Raw genomic sequence first — 17635 nt, forward strand, 5'->3', positions numbered from 1 at the left:
CGCGCCCGGCCCGCCCCCTCCCCCCGCGTGGGGGCGCCCCCGCCCCCCCACCACAGCGCGCCCCCCCCCCCCGGGGGCCTGGGCGGCCGGCCCCCCCCCCCCCCCACGACCGGCGGGGCGGCGGGGGTGGTGGGTCAGGCCGGGTGGACGAGGCGGCTTTCGTGGGCGAGGACCACGGCCTGGATCCGGTCGCGGAGTTCGAGCTTGTGCAGGATGCGGCCCAGGTGGGACTTCACGGTCGCCTCCGCGAGGTACAGGGTGGCCGCGATCTCCGCGTTGGACAGGCCGCGGCCCACCTGGACGAGCACCTCGCGTTCACGGGCGCTGAGCCGGCCCAGCCGCTCGTCGTGCTCGGGGTTGCGGCCGTCGGGGATGTGGGGGCGGAGGTTCTCCAGCAGGCGGCGGGTGATCCGCGGGGAGAGCGCCGCGTCGCCCGCGGCGACGTTGCGGATCGCGGTGAGCAGTTCCTCGGGCCGGGCGTTCTTCAGCAGGAAGCCCGAGGCGCCGGCGTTGAGTCCGGCGAAGGCGTACTCGTCCAGGTCGAAGGTGGTGAGGATGAGCACCCTGCTGTGCGGGGAGGCCGCGACGACCTGCCGGGTCGCCTCGATGCCGTCGGTCCCGGGCATCCGGACGTCCATGAGGACGACGTCGGGGCGCAGTTCCCGGGCGAGGCGCACGGCCTGGGCGCCGTCGGCGGCCTCGCCGACGGGTGCCATGTCGGGCTGGGCGTCCAGGACGGTGCTGAAGGCCATCCGGAGCAGGGCTTCGTCGTCGGCGATCAGGATGCGGATCGTCATGCGGGCGCCGTCGCCCTCGCCGCCGCTTCGCCGCTGTCGAGCAGCAGGCGGGTGCGGACCGCCCAGCCGCCGTCCGGGAGCGGTCCGGCCCGCAGCGTCCCCCCGTAGGCGGCCGAGCGCTCGCGCATGCCGGGGATGCCGTGGCCGGACGGTGCGGCGGCGGGACGCGGATGCGGCGGGCGGGGGCCGCTGTCGGTGACGTCCACGGTGACGGCCGCGGTCGAGCACTGGATGCGGACCGTGGCGCGGGTGCCGGCGGGGGTGTGCTTGAGGGTGTTGGTCAAGGCTTCCTGTACCAGTCGGTAGACGGTGAGTTGGGCGGTGGCGGGGATGTGGGCGTGGCCGCCGTGGACGTCGAGGCGGGTGGGCAGTCCGGCGGCGCACATCTGGTCGGCGAGGGCCTCCAGTTGGGCGATGCCGGGCAGTGGGTGGCGTTGCGCGTCCGGTTCGTCGGTGCGCAGGACGCCCAGCGAGCGCCGCATGTCGGTCAGGGCCTGGCGGCCGGTCTCGGAGATCTGGAGCATCGCGGTGGTGGCCCTGTCGGGCGACCGGTGCTGGGCGTAGACGGCGGCGTCGGTGAGCGCGACCATGACGGACAGGTTGTGGGTGACGATGTCGTGCATCTCCCGGGTGATGCGGGTCCTTTCCTCGGCGACGGCCAGTCGCGCCTGCTGTTCCTGTTCGTGCTCCAGGCGGGCGGCCCGTTCCTCCAGGGCCGCGAGGTAGGCGCGCGTGGTGCGCACGTTCACGCCGAGGACGGCGGCGGCGACGACCATCGCGGTGACCGCGACGAACGGGGTCAGGAACGCGCCTTCCGTCGCCCAGCGCAGGCAGGCCAGCAGGGCCCCCGCCTCCACGAGGGCACCGGCGACGAGCGCGCCGCGCCGGCCCGAGGTGGCGGCCACCGTGTAGAGGGCCACCAGCAGGGCGACGTCCGCGGGCAGTTGGACTCCTGTCAGCCACTGGACGAGGGCCGCGGCCGCCACCGCGGCGAACACCGTGCGCGGGGCCCGGCGCCGCCACAGCAGGGGCAGCGCGAGGGCGGCGGTGAGGGCCACGGCCACCGGCAGCTCGTGCGGCGGGCGCGTGGTCGCGGCGTTGAGGAGCAGGAGCGCCGGCAGCAGCGCGTCCCGCACCGCGGGCGGCAGCCGGGAGCCCCAGCGCCCGGCGGCTTTCACCGGTCGCGCGGCTCGTGCGCGGGCACGGTCGGCGTACTGCGTCAGTCGTAGGGCGGTCCTCGCCCACCACGTCCGCACTCGCGCCCGCATCCCCACAGATGCAGGCGCAGGCGCAGGCACAGGCGCGGGTACCCGGTCGCGGTGGGCGTGGCCGGGTTCCGCGGCCGCCTCGGTCATCGCACGTCCCTGTCGACTCGACGTCATGGCGGCCCCGGGTCGGGGCCGCCACCGCGGACGGCCGGTTACGGGCCGCGGCCCTGCTCACGGTAGGCCGCCGGCCCGCGCGGCACATGCGTCCACCGTCTGATCGCGCCGGGCCGGGATACGCCCGCAGGAGGAGTCCCGATACCTCCCGGGGTCGCAGTGCGGCCTCCGATCCGGCGTGCTCGACTACTGCCGCGGTCGTACGGGGACGTTGCGCGGTTTGCGACCCCGGTCGCAGGCGGCGGCGACCCGTGATCGATGCGGCGGCGCACGCCCGGCGCCGAGCATGGCCGGGTGACCGAGAACATCGCGGGACTGCCCATGTCCCCCCTGGAAATCCTCGCCCTGCTGGGTGCCGTCGCGCTGGTGGTGGCGCGCTGGCTTCCCCCCGCCGCCCGCCCGCGCGTGACGATGGCGGCGGGGGCGCTCCTCGTGCCGTCCGCGCTCGCGCTGGCCGTGACGGGGTTCCGCTGGCAGCTGCTGCCGGTGCTGGCCGGCGCCGCCCTCGCGGCGCCGTTCGCCCTCTCCCCGCTGCTGCGGCGCCGGCGCCGCGGCGGCCGGCCGGCGTGGCGGGCCCGCTGGTGGCTGGCGCTGCCGGGATCGGTGGCCTGCGCCGGCCTGATCGCCACCGGCCCGGCGGCCGCCTGGGCCTTTCCCGTACCCGTGTTCCCCGAACCGTCGGGCGCCTTCGCGGTCGGCACCCGCGTGCTGCAGTGGACCGACCCGCGCCGCCCCGAGACCTTCACGGCCGATCCGAACGACCTGCGCACCGTCGTGGTCCAGCTCTGGTACCCGGCGCGGAAGAGCCCCGCGGGCACGCGGCGGGCCCAGTACCTGGGACGCACCGAGCGCGAGGCGCGCACCGTCTCCGAGGCCCTCGCCCGCGGCGTCGGCCTGCCGGGCTTCCTGGTCGACGGTGTTCCGCGGGCCCGCAGCCGTTCGGTCTTCGACGCCCCGGTGGCCGGCGGTGGCGAACGGTTCCCGGTCGTGCTGTTCTCCCCCGGGTCGGGCGGGGTGCGCACCCAGAACACCGCCTGGGCGGAGGAACTGGCCAGCCACGGCTACGTGGTCGCCGCCCTCGACCACCCGTACGACTCCGCCGCCGTCGTCCTCGCCGACGGCCGGACGATCACCACCGAGACCGCCTCCAGCGGCGACCGGGACAAGGACGACGAGCTGGCGGCCGGCTGGACGGCGGTACGAGCCGCCGACCTCGGCTTCGTCCTCACCCAGCTGGACGCCCTGGACCGGGGCGGGATCGCCGACCCGCTGACCGGACGTCTGGACACCGGCCGGGTCGCGGTGAGCGGCCACTCCATGGGCGGCGCCGCCGCCCTGCAGGCGGCCCGGCAGGACCGCCGGTTCGGCGCCGTCGTCGACCTGGACGGCTACCCCCACGGCCCCACCACGCCCGCCCTCGACCGGCCGACGCTCGCACTCACCCAGGCCCTCACCCCGGGAACCGACCCGCGCTACCTGCCCCGCCTCACCGAGGCGCTCGACTCCAGCACCGCGACGAGCTACCGGCTCACCGTCCCCGGCGCCGCCCATCTCACCTTCATGGACGGCCCCCTGTACCTGCCGCCCGTGCCCTCGCTCGTCGGCTCCCTGGGCCGCACCGGGAGCCCGCGCGTCGTCGCCGCGGCCACCCTCGCCTTTCTGGACGCCGTCCTGCGGGACCAGCCCGGCGACCCGGCCGGCGCCCTGCGGGCCTACGGCGACCTCAGCGTCCACCGCCCGGGCGGCCATGGGTGACGCCGGGTGACGGGCGGTCCGGCGCCGGGGTGGTTCAGCGCCGTACGGGCGGCCGACTCGGCGCCGGGCGGCCCGCTCAGTGCCGGGCGGCCGGTTCGGCCGCGAGCGCGCCGAGGAGGACGAGCGCCTCCTCGGCCCGGCTGCCGGGCGCCGCCGTGTAGACGACCAGCAGGTGGTGCGCGGTGCCGGGGGCGCGGAAGGTCTCGTAGTCGAGGGCGACCTCCCCGACGGCCGGATGGTGGAAGCGCTTGCGGCCATGGCTCTTCTCGTGCACATGGCGCCCGGCCCACAGGGTGCGGAACTCCTGGCTGCCGAGGGAGAGTTCGCCGAGCAGGCGGACGAGTTCGGGGTCGTGCGGCCGTCGCCCGGCGGCCATCCGCAGGATGCCGACGGTGGTGCGGGCGGCCTCCGCCCAGTCGAGGTGGACCTCGCGCGCGTCCGGGTCGAGGAAGAGCCGGCGGGCCATGTTCCGTTCGCGCGGCGGCAGCCGGGGGAAGTCGGCGATCAGCACGGCGGCCGTCCGGTTCCAGGCCAGCACGTCGTTGCGGTCGTTCATGACCAGGGCGGGGGTGTCCGCCATCGCCTCGACCACCCGCCACAGCGCCGGGCGCAGCGCCTCCGAACGCCCCGGGGCCCGTCCCGCCGCCCGGCCCGCCGACCCTCCCGCGACTCGGCCCGCCGTCCCTTCCGCCGCCCGGCGCGGCGGGCGGGCCAGGTCGTACAGGTGGGCGCGTTCGGCGGGGCCGAGCCGCAGCGCCCGTCCGATGGCGTCCAGCACCTCGTCGGAGGGCCGGTCGGCGCGGCCCTGTTCGAGGCGTACGTAGTAGTCGGTGCTGAGCCCGACCAGTTCCGCGACCTCCTCGCGCCGCAGTCCCGGCACCCGCCGGCGGCCGGTCGGCGGCAGCCCGGCGTCCTCGGGGGTGAGCAGGGCGCGGCGGGTGCGCAGGTACTCGCCGAGGCTGCCGGCGAGCGGGTTCGGGTCGGCCATGCGTTCCAGTATGGGGGCGGCGGGGGGTGCCGTTCGGGGGTGCGGGGCCCGCAGGGTGGCCCTGTCGGACCCAGGGAACGGGACTCCCTTCCCGCCGCTCGCACGGCCCGCCGACGATCGGCGCATGACCACCTCCGCGAGCCCTCCCACCTCTGCGAGCCCTCCCACCTCCGCGAGCCCTCCCACCTCCGCGAGCCCTCCCACCTCCGCGAGCCCTCCCACCTCCGCGAGCCCTCCCACCTCTGCGAGCTCTCCCGCCTCCGCGGGCGGCCTCCCGGCGGCGGCGGGCGCCGGCCGGGACCGCTACCGGGCCACCGTCGCCGCGGTCGGCTGCGCCGGCGTGATGCTGCCGTTCTCGGTGACCGGCGCCGCCGTCGCGCTGCCCGACATGGCCGCCCGCCTCGACGCCTCGACCGACGCCGCCCAGTGGATGCTGAACGCCTTCAACATCACCTTCGCCGCGCTGCCGCTGGCCGCGGGCGCCCTCGCCGACCGGCTCGGCCGGCGCCGGGTGCTGCTGGCGGGGATCGCGCTGGTCGGCGCGCTGTCCCTGGTGGTGGCGCTCGCGCCGTCGATGGCGGTGGTGGACGCGGCCCGCGCGGTGCAGGGCTGCGGGGCGGCGGCCGTCCTGGCGGCGGGCGCGGCGGTGCTGGCCCACTCGACGTCCGGGCGGCGGCGCCGGGTGGCCTTCGGCGTGCTCGGCACGTCCTTCGGCACGGGCCTGGCGGTGGGGCCCCCGGCGGCCGGCGCGCTGGTGCAGGAGGGCGGCTGGCGGGCGGTGTTCCTGCTGGTCGCGGCGCTGGCCGTGCCCGCGTACCTGTGCGCCGTCCGGGCGCCGGAGTCCCGGGCGCCGGGCCGCGCGCCGATCGACCTGGGCGGGCTGGGCTGCTTCACCGCGGGTCTCGCCGCGCTGTCGTTCGCCCTGGTCCGGGCCGGCGGCGCCGGCTGGACGGCGCCGGGCACCCTGCTGCCGCTGGCCGGCGCGGCCCTGCTGGTGGCGGCCTTCGCGGTGGTGGAGCTGCGCCGGGGCCCGCGGGCGATGTTCGACGTCCGGCTGTTCCGGCGGCCCGAGTTCCTCGCGGTCGTGTGCCAGCCGTTCACCGTGACCCTCGGCTTCGTGGTGCTGCTGGTCTACCTGCCCGCCTACCTCCAGGGGGTGGGCGGGCGTTCCGTGCTGACCAGTGGTCTGCTCCTGCTGCCGCTGACGGTGCCCGTCCTGCTGCTGCCGCTGCCGGCCGGGCGCCTGGCCGCGGCGTTCTCCGTCCGTACGGTGCTGACCGGTGCCTCGGCGCTGATCGCGCTGGGCGCCCTGCTGCTGGTCACGGTGCGCGGCGGCGCGGGGTGGGCGGCGCTGACGGTACCGCTGCTGCCGTTCGGGGCCGGGGTGGGGCTGGCGTTCGGGGTGATGGACGACGCGGCGGTGGGCACGGTGCCGGTCGAACGCGCCGGGGCCGCGGCCGGCGTCTTCAACACGATGCGGATCACCGGCGAGTCGGTCGCGGTCTCGGGCGCGGCCGCGCTGCTCACCACGCTGACCGCCGCTCACCTGCCCGGCCTGCCGGGCGGCGAGGCGGCCCGGCTCGCCGCGCGGGCCGTCCAGGGGCAGGTGGACCCGGCCCGGCGGGAGGCGCTGGCGGCCGGGTTCACCGGGGCCCTGCACGTGCTGGGGGTCGTCCTGGCGGTGCTGTCCGCGGCGGGGGCGGTGCTCACCCACCGGGCGCTGCGGGAGCGGGGCGGGCGGGAGTCGAAGGCGCGCCGGGGGTGAGCCGGGGGTGCGCCGGGGCGGTGCGCCGGACGGGCCAATGCCCCGTTGACGGCCGTGCCGCGCCCCTCTACAACGGAGCACAGGCCCCCGTCCGCCGCGGGACACCGTCCACCGGGGCGTTCCCGACAGGCCCCGAGAGTTTCCCGACAGGTCCCGAGAGTTCCTGAGTTCCTGAGTTCCTGAGTTCCTGAGTTCCTGAGTTCCTGAGAGCTCGTGAGGAGCAATGCCATGGCTCCAGACGACAGCCGATGCCCGGTGCTGGACATGACCGCCCGGCGCGTCCACCAGCAGAACGCGGAGCTGCGCGCCGCCGGGCCCGCCGTACGGGTCGAACTCCCCGGCGGCATCATCGCCTGGTCCGTGACCCGCAGCTCGGTGATCCGCGCCCTGACCGGCGATCCCCGGATCTCTCGCGACCCGCGCAGGCACTGGCCCGGCCTGGCCTCGGTGCCCGAGGGGTGGCCGATGGGGCCAATCGCGTTCCAGCAGAACTTCTTCAACCTCTACGGCCGCGAACACCGCTCGGCACGACGGCAGATGGCGCCCTCCTTCTCGCCCCGCCGGGTGTCCGGGCTGCGGCCCGGGATCGAGGCGACGACCGCCGCCCTCGTCGGCGCGTTCCGCGACCTGGGCCCCGGCGAGGCCGTGGACGTCCGCCGGGCGCTGTCGCTCCCGCTGACCATGACGGTGATCTGCGACCTCTTCGGCGTGCCCGCCGACATGCGGCCGCGGATCGGCACGTCGATGGACACCCTGCTGACGACGACGGCCACGACGGAGCAGATGACCGCCTCCCGGGCGGCGATCAACGTGGTGCTGACCGACCTGCTGGAACTCAAACGGCGCTCCCCCGGGCCCGACCTCGCCACCGACGTGGCCGCCGTCGCCACCGGCGGCGGGACGGGCCGCAGCGAGGAGGAGTCCCGCGACATCCTCTTCCTGATGCTGGGCGCCGGGTACGAGACCGCGGTCAACCTCATCACCAGCGCCGTCCAGGCGCTCCTCACCCACCCCGGCCACCTGGCCCGGGTCCGCGAGGGCGGCCTCGGCTGGGGGGACGTCATCGAGGAGACCCTGCGCCACGAGAGCCCGGTGATGCACATCCCGCTGCGCTACCCGCTGGAGGACATCGACCTCGGCGAGGGCGTGGTCGTCCGGCGGGGCGAGCCGATCCTGCTCGGCTTCGGCGCGGCCGGCCGGGACCCGGAGGTCCATCCGCAGCGGCCGGACGACTTCGACCCGACGCGCCCCGACAAGGAGCACCTGTCCTTCGGCCACGGCCCGCACTTCTGCCTGGGCGCGCCGCTGGCCCGCCTGGAGGCCGAAGTGGCCCTGGACGGGCTCTTCGGCGCCTACCCGGGCGCCGTCCTGGACCCGTCCAGGGCGGCGCCGGCCCGGATGGAGTCCGTCATCATCAACGGCCCGTCCGAGCTCTGGATCGTCCCCACGCCCGCCCCGGCCGCCTGACCTCTGCCCGCGAACGCCCGTTGTGCGAAAGGTCGTTGCGGTACGGGCCGGCCCGGGAACCGTCCGAGGACTACGGGGTCACGGGGTCACGGGTTCACGGGTTCACGGGGCCGAAGATCGTGGTCGGCCTCGTCCGCTGCGGGGTCTCCAGGCTCTGCAGGCAGAGGGTGTACTCGGTGCTGCTCCGCTTGTAGGTGAAGTAGCCGTCGGCGGTGGGGAACTTCCTGCACGCGGCCTCGCCGTCGTTGGTGTCCTCCTCGCGGCCCACGACGCGGGCCTGGGCCGTGGGGTCGGAGCAGGGCACCACTTCGACGTCGGGGTTCTTGTCGACGAGGCCGGGCAGGGCGGTGGCGATCGGGTTGTTGTTGTGGATGCAGTCGCCGGCCTTGGCGAAGTCGGGGTCGCGCTTCGCGACGAGGTAGATCACCGTGATCAGGAGCGCGGGGATGAGCACGCCGATGATCGTGGGCCGCAGGTACACCGGCTTGCCGGGGTCCATCGGCGGGCGGGGCGCGCCGGGCAGCGGCTCCGCCAGCTTGTCGACCTTCAGGCGCTGCGGGATGTTGATCAGCATGATGATCGGGTTGACGATCATCGAGGGGATGCCCCACCAGCCCTGCCAGAGGCTGTCGGAGGTCATCTCGCGGTGGGTGGCGATGCCGCAGCTGCGGCAGAACGGCCCCCGGGTCTTCAGGTACTTCAGGATGATGATGAGGCCCAGGTGCCCGCGGAAGGTCGCGTCCACGGCCGGGACGGATCCGCAGTGCCGGCAGCTGAGCTGCCCCTCGCCGTAGCCGGGCAGGCCCGGGCCGGGTGCCGGGTCGTCGGAGGCGGGCTCGGTGGGCGCAGCGCTCTCGGGCAGCTCGGCAGACTGAGTGGAAATGGTGAAATCCCCCGTGACGATCACGAATATGTGCGTCGGGAAACCTACCGCCGCCGGGGAGCGGGGAGGAGCGATTTGATCCCCGGGCGGACGGAAGGTCGCCGAACCGTGATCACAAACCGGCCGATCGATGCCGAAACTCCCCGGTCGGGCGTCCGGCGGGCGTCCGGCCGGCCCCTGTCGGTGGCCCCGCGTACGGTCGCCCCATGGATGACCAGCAGGAATCGCACGGGGCGGGAGACGACGTGCGGCGGGCGTGGGGCCGGGTGACGGGGTGGCTGGAGCGGCACGACCCGGCGGTGTTCGCCGCCCTCGGCGGTCCGGGGAGCGGGGAGGGCGTCGACCGGGCCGAACGGCGCATGGGCCTGACGCTGCCGCAGGAGCTGCGGCAGTGGCTGCTGATGAACGGCATCGACGCCGGCACGCGGCCCGACATGCCCTCGTGCCTGGTGACGCGGGCCTGCGCCGTGCCCCTGCCCAACGGCCATCTCCTGCTGGGCCTGACGGACATCCAGCGGGTCTGTCTCAGCCGGACGGGGCCTGGAGGAGGCGGAGCCGTCCGAGGACCCCGACTGCCCGTTCTGGCGCCGCACCTGGGTGCCGGTCGCCGCGGAGCGCGACGGCTTCTACGGGACGTTCCTGGACACCGCCACCGGAACCCTCGGCACGTGGACGGAGGCGTCCTGCCCCGAGGAGGGCGCGTACGCCTCGCTGTCCGCGCTCTTCCATCACGCGGCGGACTGCCTGGAGAGAGCCCCCACGGGAGACTGGACCGGCCCCGGCAGGCCCGCCGCCTCCCGCGAGCCCGACCCCCGGCCGCAGGACGAACCGGTCCGCGTCTGGGCCCGCGCCCACGGCTTCCTCGTCAACGACCGCGGACGCGTCCCCGCGACCGTCCGCGAGGCCTACGAGGTGTCCCGGCGGTGAGCGGCCCCGCCGCCTCCCTCGAAGCGGCGGGGCGGTGCAGCCGTCGGCCGTGGCACCCGGTGGTGTGCGGCGCAGGAAAAAGAGTGGATCGGCGACCCTCGGTGGTGCCCGAAACGGCCTCGTGCGCGGCCTCGGCGGCGCCTCGGCCGCACCGCGGTGGCCGTCCGGGACCCTGGGGGCGGACGCCTGCCGGCAGGCGCTCACGAGGCCGTCCACGCCCTCATCAAATGGGCTCTGACCTGGTGTTATTCGAAAATTCGCCTAGGCTGTGGAGTTCTGCCGGGCCACCTTCGGAGGGGACACCGTGTGCCAGGAATCCAGCAGTTACGACGCCGCCCGCATCCAGGTGCTGGAGGCGCGGGAAGCCATTCGCAGGCGGCCCGGGATGTACATCGGCTCGACCGGTGAACGCGGCCTGCACCAGATGGTGTTCGAGGTCGCCGACCGGGCGGTGAAGGAGGTCCTTGCGGGCCGCGCCGGCCGCGTCGAGATCACGCTCAGGTCCGACGGTGGCGTGTGCGTCGCCGACGACGGCCCGGGCGTTCCCGTCCACGACGAGGGGGGTGCCGGCGAGCCCGGCCTCGAAGCCCTGCTGACCCGCCTGCACGCCGGAGCGCGGGTCGGCGGCCGCCGCCACGACGTGATGCTCGGCTACAACGGCATCGGGCCCACCGTCACCAACGCCCTGTCGAGCCGGCTGACGGCCGAGGTGCGGCGCGAGGGGGTCCGCTGGGAGCAGGAGTACGAGCGCGGTGTCGCGCTCGCCCCGCCCATCGAGGCGGGCCCGGCGACCGGCAGCGGGACCGTCGTCACCTTCTGGCCGGACACCGGGATCTTCGGGGCGGCCGAGTGCTCGTTCGACGAACTGGCGGACTGCTTCAGGGAACTGGCCCTGCTGAACCGGGCCCTGGACATCTCGCTGACCGACCGGCGCGGCCCGGGCGAGCCACGGTCGCTCCGGTTCCGGTTTCCCGGCGGGGCACGGGACTTCGTCGCCTTCCTCGACGGCCGGGATGCGGCACCCGCTTCCACGGACATCATCGGCTTCGAGGGCGAGGACCCGCGGATGGCGGGGACGGTGGAAGCGGCCTGGCGGTGGCGCGGTCGCGGCGAGGCGAGGATCCGGAGTTTCGCCAACGGCTGGCCCACGCCGCGCGGTGGCACGCACGAGGCGGGCTTCCGGGACGGGGTGGCGGCCGCGCTCGACGCGTATGCGCGCAAGGGGCTCCTGTCGGCCGCGCCGGACCCCGTCCTGACCGCCGAGCAGGTCTGCGCGGGCCTGACGGCGGTCGTGTCGGTGAAGCTCGACGCTCCCGAGTTCCACGGCTCCACCTGGGACGTGCTCGGCGACGACACCGTGCGCGTCTGCGTCGCGCGGGCCGTCCGGGACCACCTGGGCACCTGGCTGGAGCAGCACCCGGAGCAGGCCGCGGCCGTCGTGGGCCGCCTCGTCCACGGCACCTGAGCCACCCGGCCCCGCCGCCTCCCTCGAAGCGGCGGGGCCGGGGTGTTCGGCGCGGTGCGGGTGTCAGGCGGGGCGGATGCCCGGATTGCCGGCCTCGGTGGTGAAGGAGGCGGCGGTGGACAGGGTGCCGCCGGGGCGGGTGATGTGGGAGACCACCCGGTAGTCGGCGCGGGCGCGGTGGCGGTCCAGGGTGAGGACGGTGTAGCCGCGGCGCCCGTCGTAGAACTTCATGTGCGGGTTGGCCGACATGAGGTTGTTCCAGTTGGAGGGCTTCTCCTCGCCGTCGCCGTCGCTGCTCATCGAGGTGCCGACGAACTCCACGCCCACGGTGCGGGAGTCGGGGTCGTCGAAGTTGCGCTTGACGTCCAGGGCGTAGGCCACGTGCACGTCGCCGGTGAGCAGCACGAGGTTCTTGACGCCGGAGCGGTCGACGGCCTGCAGGAAGCGCTCGCGGGCGGCCGGGTAGCCGTCCCAGGCGTCCATGGAGAGCTTGGAGCGCTCGGCGGTGGTGTTCTTGCGGCGGGAGAAGACGACCTGCTGGGGCACGACGTTCCAGGTGGCCCTGGAGCGGCGCAGGCCCTCGGCGAACCAGCGTTCCTGGGTGGCGCCCATCAGGGTGCGCCCGGCGGAGTCGGACTCCGGGGTGGGGTACTGCCAGCCGTCGCCGTTGGCCTGGTCGTCGCGGTACTGGCGGGTGTCGAGGATGTCGAACTGGGCGAGCTGGCCGTAGTGGACGCGCCGGTAGAGGGTCAGCTCGGTGTTGTGCGGCTGGGGCATGCGCAGCGGCTGGTTCTCCCAGTAGGCGCGGTAGGCGGCGGCGCGGCGGGCGACGAAGGGGGCCGGGTCCTGGTTCTTCTCCGGGATGCCGGCGGCGTAGTTGTTCTCCACCTCGTGGTCGTCCCAGGTGACGTACCAGGGGTGGGCGGCGTGCGCGGCCTGGAGGTCGGGGTCGTTCTTGTAGAGGGAGTAGCGCAGCCGGTAGTCCTCCAGGGTGGTGGTCTCGTGGTTGAAGTGGGCCGCGAGGGTGCGGTCGGTGTACTTGCGGTCGCCGCCGACGGCGTCGATGCCGTATTCGTAGATGTAGTCGCCGACGTGGAAGACGGCGTCCAGGTCCTCGTTGGCGAGGTGGCGGTAGGCGGTGAAGTAGCCGTCCTCGTAGGCCTGGCAGGAGACGAAGGCGATGCGGGCGCTGTCGAGCTTGCGGCCGCGCGGCGGGGCGGTGCGGGTGCGGCCGACGGGGCTGGACCAGGGGCCGACGGTGAAGCGGTACCAGTACTCGCGTCCGGCGTCGAGGTCGTCGACGTCGATGTGGAGGGCGTAGTTGAACTCGGCGTGGGCGCGGGCGGTGCCGCGGCGTTCGACGCGGCGGAACTTCTCGTCGCGGGCGATCTCCCAGCCGACCTTGACCGAGCCGGTGGGCGGCAGGCCGGCGCCGGGCTCCAGGGGGCGCGGGGCCAGGCGGGTCCACAGCACGACGGCCTCGGGGGTGGCGTCGCCGGAGGCCACGCCGAGGGTGAAGGGGTTGTCGCCGATGGCGCGCGGGGCGATCTCGTTGTCGGCGGCGTGCGCGGAGGGCAGGTTGACGCCGAAGGCGAGCGCGGCGGCGGCCGAGGTGACGGTCAGGAAGCGGCGCCGGTCCAGGCGGGCGGCGGCCTCGCGCAGCATCCGGTCGGGCGTGGGGCGGTCGGCGGGGCGGGTCATCGGCGTGGTGGCCTTTCGCAGCTCGGAGGTGTGCGAAGGGAATTGGAGTGGACCGCCCCGTACGGCGGGGGTCGGGATCACGGCAGCTGAGTGAGCATCCGGTGGGAGAGCGGTGAAGGTCCGGCACTTCGTCCCGAACCGGGCGGAGGGCCGTATTCCGGTCGCGTTCGCCGTGTCCCGACCGGCACTGCCCGGCCCTGCCGCGCATCCCGCGGGCCCCGGCGCCCGCCCGTGCGCCCGGTGGGTGCGGCCCGCGCAATGGGCGGGTCAAGGGCGCGCGGGCCAGGGACGGCGCGTCAGACGACTTCCAGGTTGGCCATCATCCCCATGTCCTCGTGCTCGGCGTTGTGGCAGTGGAAGAGGTAGCGGCCGCGGTAGCCGTCGAAGCGGGTGATGATCTCCGCGGACTCCCCCGGGCGCAGCGAGACGGTGTCCTTGAGGCCGGCGTCGTGGGGCAGCGGGGGTTTGCCGCCGCGGGTGAGGATGCGGAAGCCCACCAGGTGGAGGTGGACGGGGTGGTGGACGTCGGCGATCAGGCGCCAGATCTCGGTGTCGCCGAGGGGGACGGTGACGTCGGTGCGGGCGGGGTCGAAGGGGCGGCCGCCGATCAGCCAGCCGTGGCCGCCGTTCATGCGGCCGGCGCGGAAGGCGAAGTCGCGGGTGCGCACGGCGTCCTGGCGGTTCCAGTCGGGCAGGTCGGTCGACAGGACGGGTGGGATGCGGCTGTCGTCGGCGGCGGGGCGGCGGGTGATGCGGAAGGCCATGATGTCGCGGGTGCGGCCGGTGCCGAGGCGGTTGACGAGGCGGACCAGGGAGCCGACGGGGGCGGCGGCGAAGTCGACGACGAGGTCGTGGCGTTCGGCGGGGGCGAGGGGCAGGGAGCGGTGGGTGACGGGGGTGGCGAGCAGGCCCTGGTCGGCGCCGACCTGGACGAGGTCGAGGCGGCGGCCGTCCTCGGTGCGGGCCTCGATCTCGTAGTGGCGGGCGTTGGAGGCGTTGAGCAGGCGCAGGCGGTGGCGGGCGGCGTCGGTCTCGTGGACGGGCCAGGGGGCGCCGTTGACGAGGACGACGTCGCCGAGGACGCCGGCGAGGTGGGGTTCGGTGACGCCGGGGCGCTCGCGCAGGGTGGGGTCGAGGGAGGGGTAGGTCAGGGCGCCGTCGGCGGCGAAGGCGCGGTCGGTGATCATCAGGGGGATCTCGCGGGGGCCGGCGGGCAGGCCGAGGGCGTCCTCGGCGTCGTCGCGCACGATGTGCAGGCCCGCGAGGCCGCGCCACAGGGCGGGGGCGGTGAAGTCCATGCGGTGGTCGTGGTACCAGAGCAGGGTGGGGCGCTGGTCGTTGGGGAAGGTGTAGTCGCGTGTGCGGCGGCTGGTGACGGCGCGGGGGTCGGTCATGGCGCCGCCCGTGCCGGGCATGCCGTGCGCGTCCTGCATGCCGGGCATGACGTGGGGGGTCTCGGGCCAGCCGGCGGGCAGGACGAGGTCGGTGGGGTAGCCGTCGGAGTCGGCGGGGGTGTGCCCGCCGTGGAGGTGGACGACGGTGGGTACCGGCAGTTCGTTGCGGTGGGTGACGGTGACGGGCCGGCCGCGGCGGGCCTCGACGGTGGGGCCGGGGAAGGTGCCGCCGTACGTCCACAGCCGGGTGGTGAGGCCGGGCAGGATCTCGGCGTCGGTCTCGCGCTGGACGATCTCGTAGCGGTCGGCTCCGCCGTCGGTGGACAGGGGCCTGGCGACGGCGGGCAGCGGCAGCGGCACCCGGTAGGGGGGTGGCAGGGCGGCGGTGCTGCGCAGCTGGGCGCCGGTGGTGGCGGGGCGGCGGGCGAGGGTGGCGGCGGTGGCGAGGCCGGTGGTGGTGAGCAGGCCGAACGCGCCGCCGATGCCGAGGATCTGACGGCGGGTCAGGCCGAGCGGGCGGCCGGGGCGGGGTTCAGTCACGGTCGTCCTCCCGGCGGGCGGGGCGGCGGGCGGCGAGGCGCGCGGGCAGCGGGGTGCGCCACAGGGCGATGGTGAGGACGACGGTGGCGGCGATGGTGGCCACGCCCAGGGGCAGGTGCAGCCACAGGGCGCCGTCGCGTCCGGCGAAGTACTGGACGGTCTCGGCCGCGACGACGGCGAGGGTGGCGGCCGCCGGCCAGCCGCGGCGCAGCCGGATCCACACCACGAGGGCGGCGATCAGCTGGAGGTAGCCGAGGGAGGTGACGACGTTGGCGCCGGTGGCGTGCCAGGTGAGGGCGTCGTAGTCGCCGCTGAGGTAGACGCCGGCGAAGACGGGCTGGCCGAAGACGGCGGCGGTGTGGGCGGCGGCCAGGGCGCGCAGGGTCCGTCCGGCGGGCCCGGTCCGCTCCCCCGCGGCGGACCGGGCCTTCGGCTCCGGTGGGGTCCTGTCGGCGGCGATGGCCATGGGCGTCCTTCCTCGAACCGTTGCCGGGCCGCGCTGTGTGCCGGTGCGCGGCCCCGCCCATGACGCTATGACCGTCCGGTTATCCTGTCTAAGATCAATATTGCTATGGCGTTATGACGGCTCGGGCATGGGGGCGCCGGTGGACCTGAACACGCTCGCGCAGTTCCTGGCGGTGGCGCGGCTGGAGCACCTGAGCCGGGCCGCCGAGGAACTGCGCGTCGCCCAGCCGTCGTTGAGCCGCTCCATCGCCCGGCTGGAGGCCGAGCTGGGCACCCCGCTGTTCGAGCGGGGCGGGCGGCTGCGGCTGAACGCGGCCGGGCACCTGTTCCGCGGCTACGCGGAGCGTTCGCTCGGCGAACTGGAGGCGGGCCGACGGGCGGTGGCGGAGGCCGCCGGACAGGGACTGGGCACGGTACGCCTGGCCTCGGAGACGTTCCTGGCCTTCAGCGGGCCGCTGGCGGCGTTCAAGCGCGGCCACCCGGGGGTGGAGATCGAGCTGCACCAGCTGCCCGCGCAGGAGGCGGCGCGGCGACTGCGGGCCCAGGACGTCGACCTCGCCGTCTTCTCCCAGCCCGTCGCCGCCGAGGGCCTGGAGTCGGTGCCGCTGCTGGACGAGGAGGTGGGGCTGGCCGTCCCGGTGGGCGACCCGCTGGCCGGCCGCACCTCGGTGGGCGTCGAGGAGCTCGCCGAGCGCCCGTTCATCGCCGCCCGCCCCGGCCACTGGCAACGCCGCCTGCTGGACCGGCTGTTCGCCGCCCGCGGGCTGGTGCCGCGGATCGTCTGCGAGAGCGACGAGGCCGGCGCCATCGCCGAACTGATCAGCGCGGGCCTGGGCATCGGCCTGGTGCCCGCCGTCGCCCGGCGCACCGCCACCCGCCTGCCACTGGTGTGGGTCGGCGTCGACAGCCCCGACTGCCGGCGCTCCCTGACCCTGTTCTGGGACGCGCGGGCCCGCCTGCCCGCCGGCGCCCGGCTGCTGCGCGAGGCGATCACGGGCTGGGACTGGGCGGGCGGCGGGCGGACAACGGGCGACGGGCAGGCAGCGGGCGGCGGGCAGGCGGACGGCGGCGGGCAGGCTGCCGGCGGCTTCTGACGGCCGCCCCCCCGGTTCGGCGCCGCTACAGCTTCGCGGCCGAGAAGGTGTCGCACTGGGCGAAGTCGCCGCCACGGTAGCCGGTGGTGAACCAGGCCTTGCGCTGCTCGGCGGAACCGTGCGTCCAGGCCTCCGGGTTGATCCGCCCGGTGGCCTGCTGCTGGATCCGGTCGTCGCCGACCGCCGCCGCCGCGTCCAGGCCCTGGGCGATGTCCTGGTCGGTGAGCGAGGCGATCAGCGGACGGCCGGTGGAGGGCTGCGGGGTGGTCGTCGCGTGGTGCGCCCACACCCCGGCGTAGCAGTCGGCCTGCAGCTCCAGGCGCACCGAGCCGCTGGAGGCGCCCTGGCGGTCGTTGCCGACCTTCTGCATGGCGCCGGTGAGGTTCTGGATGTGGTGGCCGTACTCGTGGGCGACGACGTAGGACTCGGCGAACGGGCCGCCCTTGGCGCCGAAGCGGGCGGACAGCTCGTTGAAGAAGCCCAGGTCGACGTAGGCCTTCTTGTCGCCGGGGCAGTAGAACGGGCCCACCGCCGAGGTCGCCGCCCCGCAGGCGGTGGAGACCTGACCGGTGAACAGCACCGTCTCGGCGTTCTTGTACGGGACCTTGGCGGCGCGCGGCAGCTCGGTGCGCCAGAACTCCTGGAGGCTGTTGGTGACCGCCACGATCCGGCAGTCCTGGCGCTTGTTGGCGTCCGCCCCGGTCTTGCAGGCCTGCTGCGCCTCGCCGGCGGTGCGCACGCCGGAGGAGCTGGAGGAGGAGCCGGAGCCGGAGGACAGGCCCAGCAGCTGCGGGTCGACCCCGAGGACGACGGCGAACAGCACCGCGATCAGGCCCACGGCCCCGCCCCCGATGGCGATCTTCCCGCCCGGGATGCCGCGCCGGTCGTCCACCTGCGAGGTGTCGAGGTCGCCCTGGTCGTCGAACTGCATGTGCCCCTGCCTGCCCGTTTCTGTCGCGTTCCGCCCTACTGGTGACGGTCTGTACCGTCGACGGCCCGGCCCAGCCTACGG

14 protein-coding genes are annotated in these 17635 nt (G+C 75.3%); 6 read left to right on the forward strand and 8 right to left on the reverse strand.

Annotated elements, in window-relative coordinates:
* Positions 1–134 precede the first annotated feature (134 nt).
* Together ACFVVA_RS17955 and ACFVVA_RS17960 are read right to left on the reverse strand one after the other, a co-directional pair.
* Positions 135–797 carry a response regulator gene (locus ACFVVA_RS17955; protein ID WP_387319900.1) on the reverse strand — a complete coding sequence of 221 codons (663 nt, stop codon included), beginning with the start codon at positions 795–797 and terminating at the stop codon, positions 135–137.
* Positions 794–1975, reverse strand: a complete 1182-nt coding sequence (locus tag ACFVVA_RS17960) for a sensor histidine kinase (protein WP_387690555.1) — start codon at positions 1973–1975, stop codon at positions 794–796. Before ACFVVA_RS17960 ends, ACFVVA_RS17955 begins: the two co-directional genes overlap by 4 nt.
* 462 nt (positions 1976–2437) lie before the next feature.
* Here ACFVVA_RS17960 and ACFVVA_RS17965 point away from each other — a divergent pair, with 462 nt between their 5' ends.
* Positions 2438–3934 (forward strand): alpha/beta hydrolase family protein, encoded by a 1497-nt coding sequence (locus ACFVVA_RS17965; RefSeq protein ID WP_387690557.1) that lies wholly within the window; start codon positions 2438–2440, stop codon positions 3932–3934.
* A gap of 76 nt (positions 3935–4010) precedes the next feature.
* Here ACFVVA_RS17965 and ACFVVA_RS17970 read toward each other — a convergent pair whose 3' ends face one another.
* Entirely contained in the window at positions 4011–4922 is a 912-nt protein-coding gene (locus ACFVVA_RS17970) for a helix-turn-helix transcriptional regulator (protein ID WP_387690559.1), read from the reverse strand.
* 124 nt (positions 4923–5046) lie between these two features.
* Between ACFVVA_RS17970 and ACFVVA_RS17975 the strand changes: the two genes are divergently transcribed.
* Both ACFVVA_RS17975 and ACFVVA_RS17980 read left to right on the forward strand, forming a co-directional pair.
* Positions 5047–6687 (forward strand): MFS transporter, encoded by a 1641-nt coding sequence (locus ACFVVA_RS17975; protein WP_387690561.1) that lies wholly within the window; start codon positions 5047–5049, stop codon positions 6685–6687.
* A 228-nt stretch (positions 6688–6915) separates the two neighbouring features.
* Positions 6916–8154, forward strand: a complete 1239-nt coding sequence (locus ACFVVA_RS17980; RefSeq protein WP_387690563.1) for a cytochrome P450 — start codon at positions 6916–6918, stop codon at positions 8152–8154.
* 94 nt (positions 8155–8248) lie between these two features.
* Here ACFVVA_RS17980 and ACFVVA_RS17985 read toward each other — a convergent pair whose 3' ends face one another.
* Positions 8249–9061: a hypothetical protein gene (locus ACFVVA_RS17985; RefSeq protein ID WP_387690565.1), complete on the reverse strand. Its 813-nt coding sequence runs from the start codon at positions 9059–9061 to the stop codon at positions 8249–8251.
* 573 nt (positions 9062–9634) lie between these two features.
* On the opposite strand from ACFVVA_RS17985, the gene ACFVVA_RS17990 reads away from it, so the two are divergent.
* Positions 9635–9964, forward strand: a complete 330-nt coding sequence (locus ACFVVA_RS17990; RefSeq protein ID WP_387690567.1) for a histone-like nucleoid-structuring protein Lsr2 — start codon at positions 9635–9637, stop codon at positions 9962–9964.
* 304 nt (positions 9965–10268) lie between these two features.
* Positions 10269–11429, forward strand: coding sequence for an ATP-binding protein (locus tag ACFVVA_RS17995; protein ID WP_387690569.1), 1161 nt, complete (start codon positions 10269–10271; stop codon positions 11427–11429).
* A gap of 63 nt (positions 11430–11492) precedes the next feature.
* On the opposite strand, the gene ACFVVA_RS18000 is transcribed toward ACFVVA_RS17995, so the two are convergent.
* From ACFVVA_RS18000 to ACFVVA_RS18010, 3 genes are all read right to left on the reverse strand, one after another.
* Entirely contained in the window at positions 11493–13130 is a 1638-nt protein-coding gene (locus ACFVVA_RS18000) for an alkaline phosphatase D family protein (RefSeq protein WP_387690571.1), read from the reverse strand.
* Positions 13131–13426: 296 nt separating this feature from the next.
* Positions 13427–15064, reverse strand: coding sequence for a multicopper oxidase family protein (locus ACFVVA_RS18005; RefSeq protein ID WP_387690573.1), 1638 nt, complete (start codon positions 15062–15064; stop codon positions 13427–13429).
* Entirely contained in the window at positions 15057–15530 is a 474-nt protein-coding gene (locus tag ACFVVA_RS18010; protein ID WP_387690574.1) for a hypothetical protein, read from the reverse strand. The genes ACFVVA_RS18005 and ACFVVA_RS18010 overlap by 8 nt, the downstream gene beginning before the upstream one ends.
* 67 nt (positions 15531–15597) lie before the next feature.
* Here ACFVVA_RS18010 and ACFVVA_RS18015 point away from each other — a divergent pair, with 67 nt between their 5' ends.
* A complete protein-coding gene (locus ACFVVA_RS18015) occupies positions 15598–16623 on the forward strand; it encodes a LysR family transcriptional regulator (protein WP_387690576.1) in 1026 nt (341 codons plus the stop codon).
* 25 nt (positions 16624–16648) lie between these two features.
* Here ACFVVA_RS18015 and ACFVVA_RS18020 read toward each other — a convergent pair whose 3' ends face one another.
* A complete protein-coding gene (locus tag ACFVVA_RS18020) occupies positions 16649–17554 on the reverse strand; it encodes a neutral zinc metallopeptidase (RefSeq protein WP_387690578.1) in 906 nt (301 codons plus the stop codon).
* Positions 17555–17635 lie beyond the last annotated feature (81 nt).

The organism is Kitasatospora sp. NPDC058048, from assembly GCF_042885555.1.
Classification (GTDB): Bacteria; Actinomycetota; Actinomycetes; order Streptomycetales; family Streptomycetaceae; genus Kitasatospora; species Kitasatospora lactacystinica.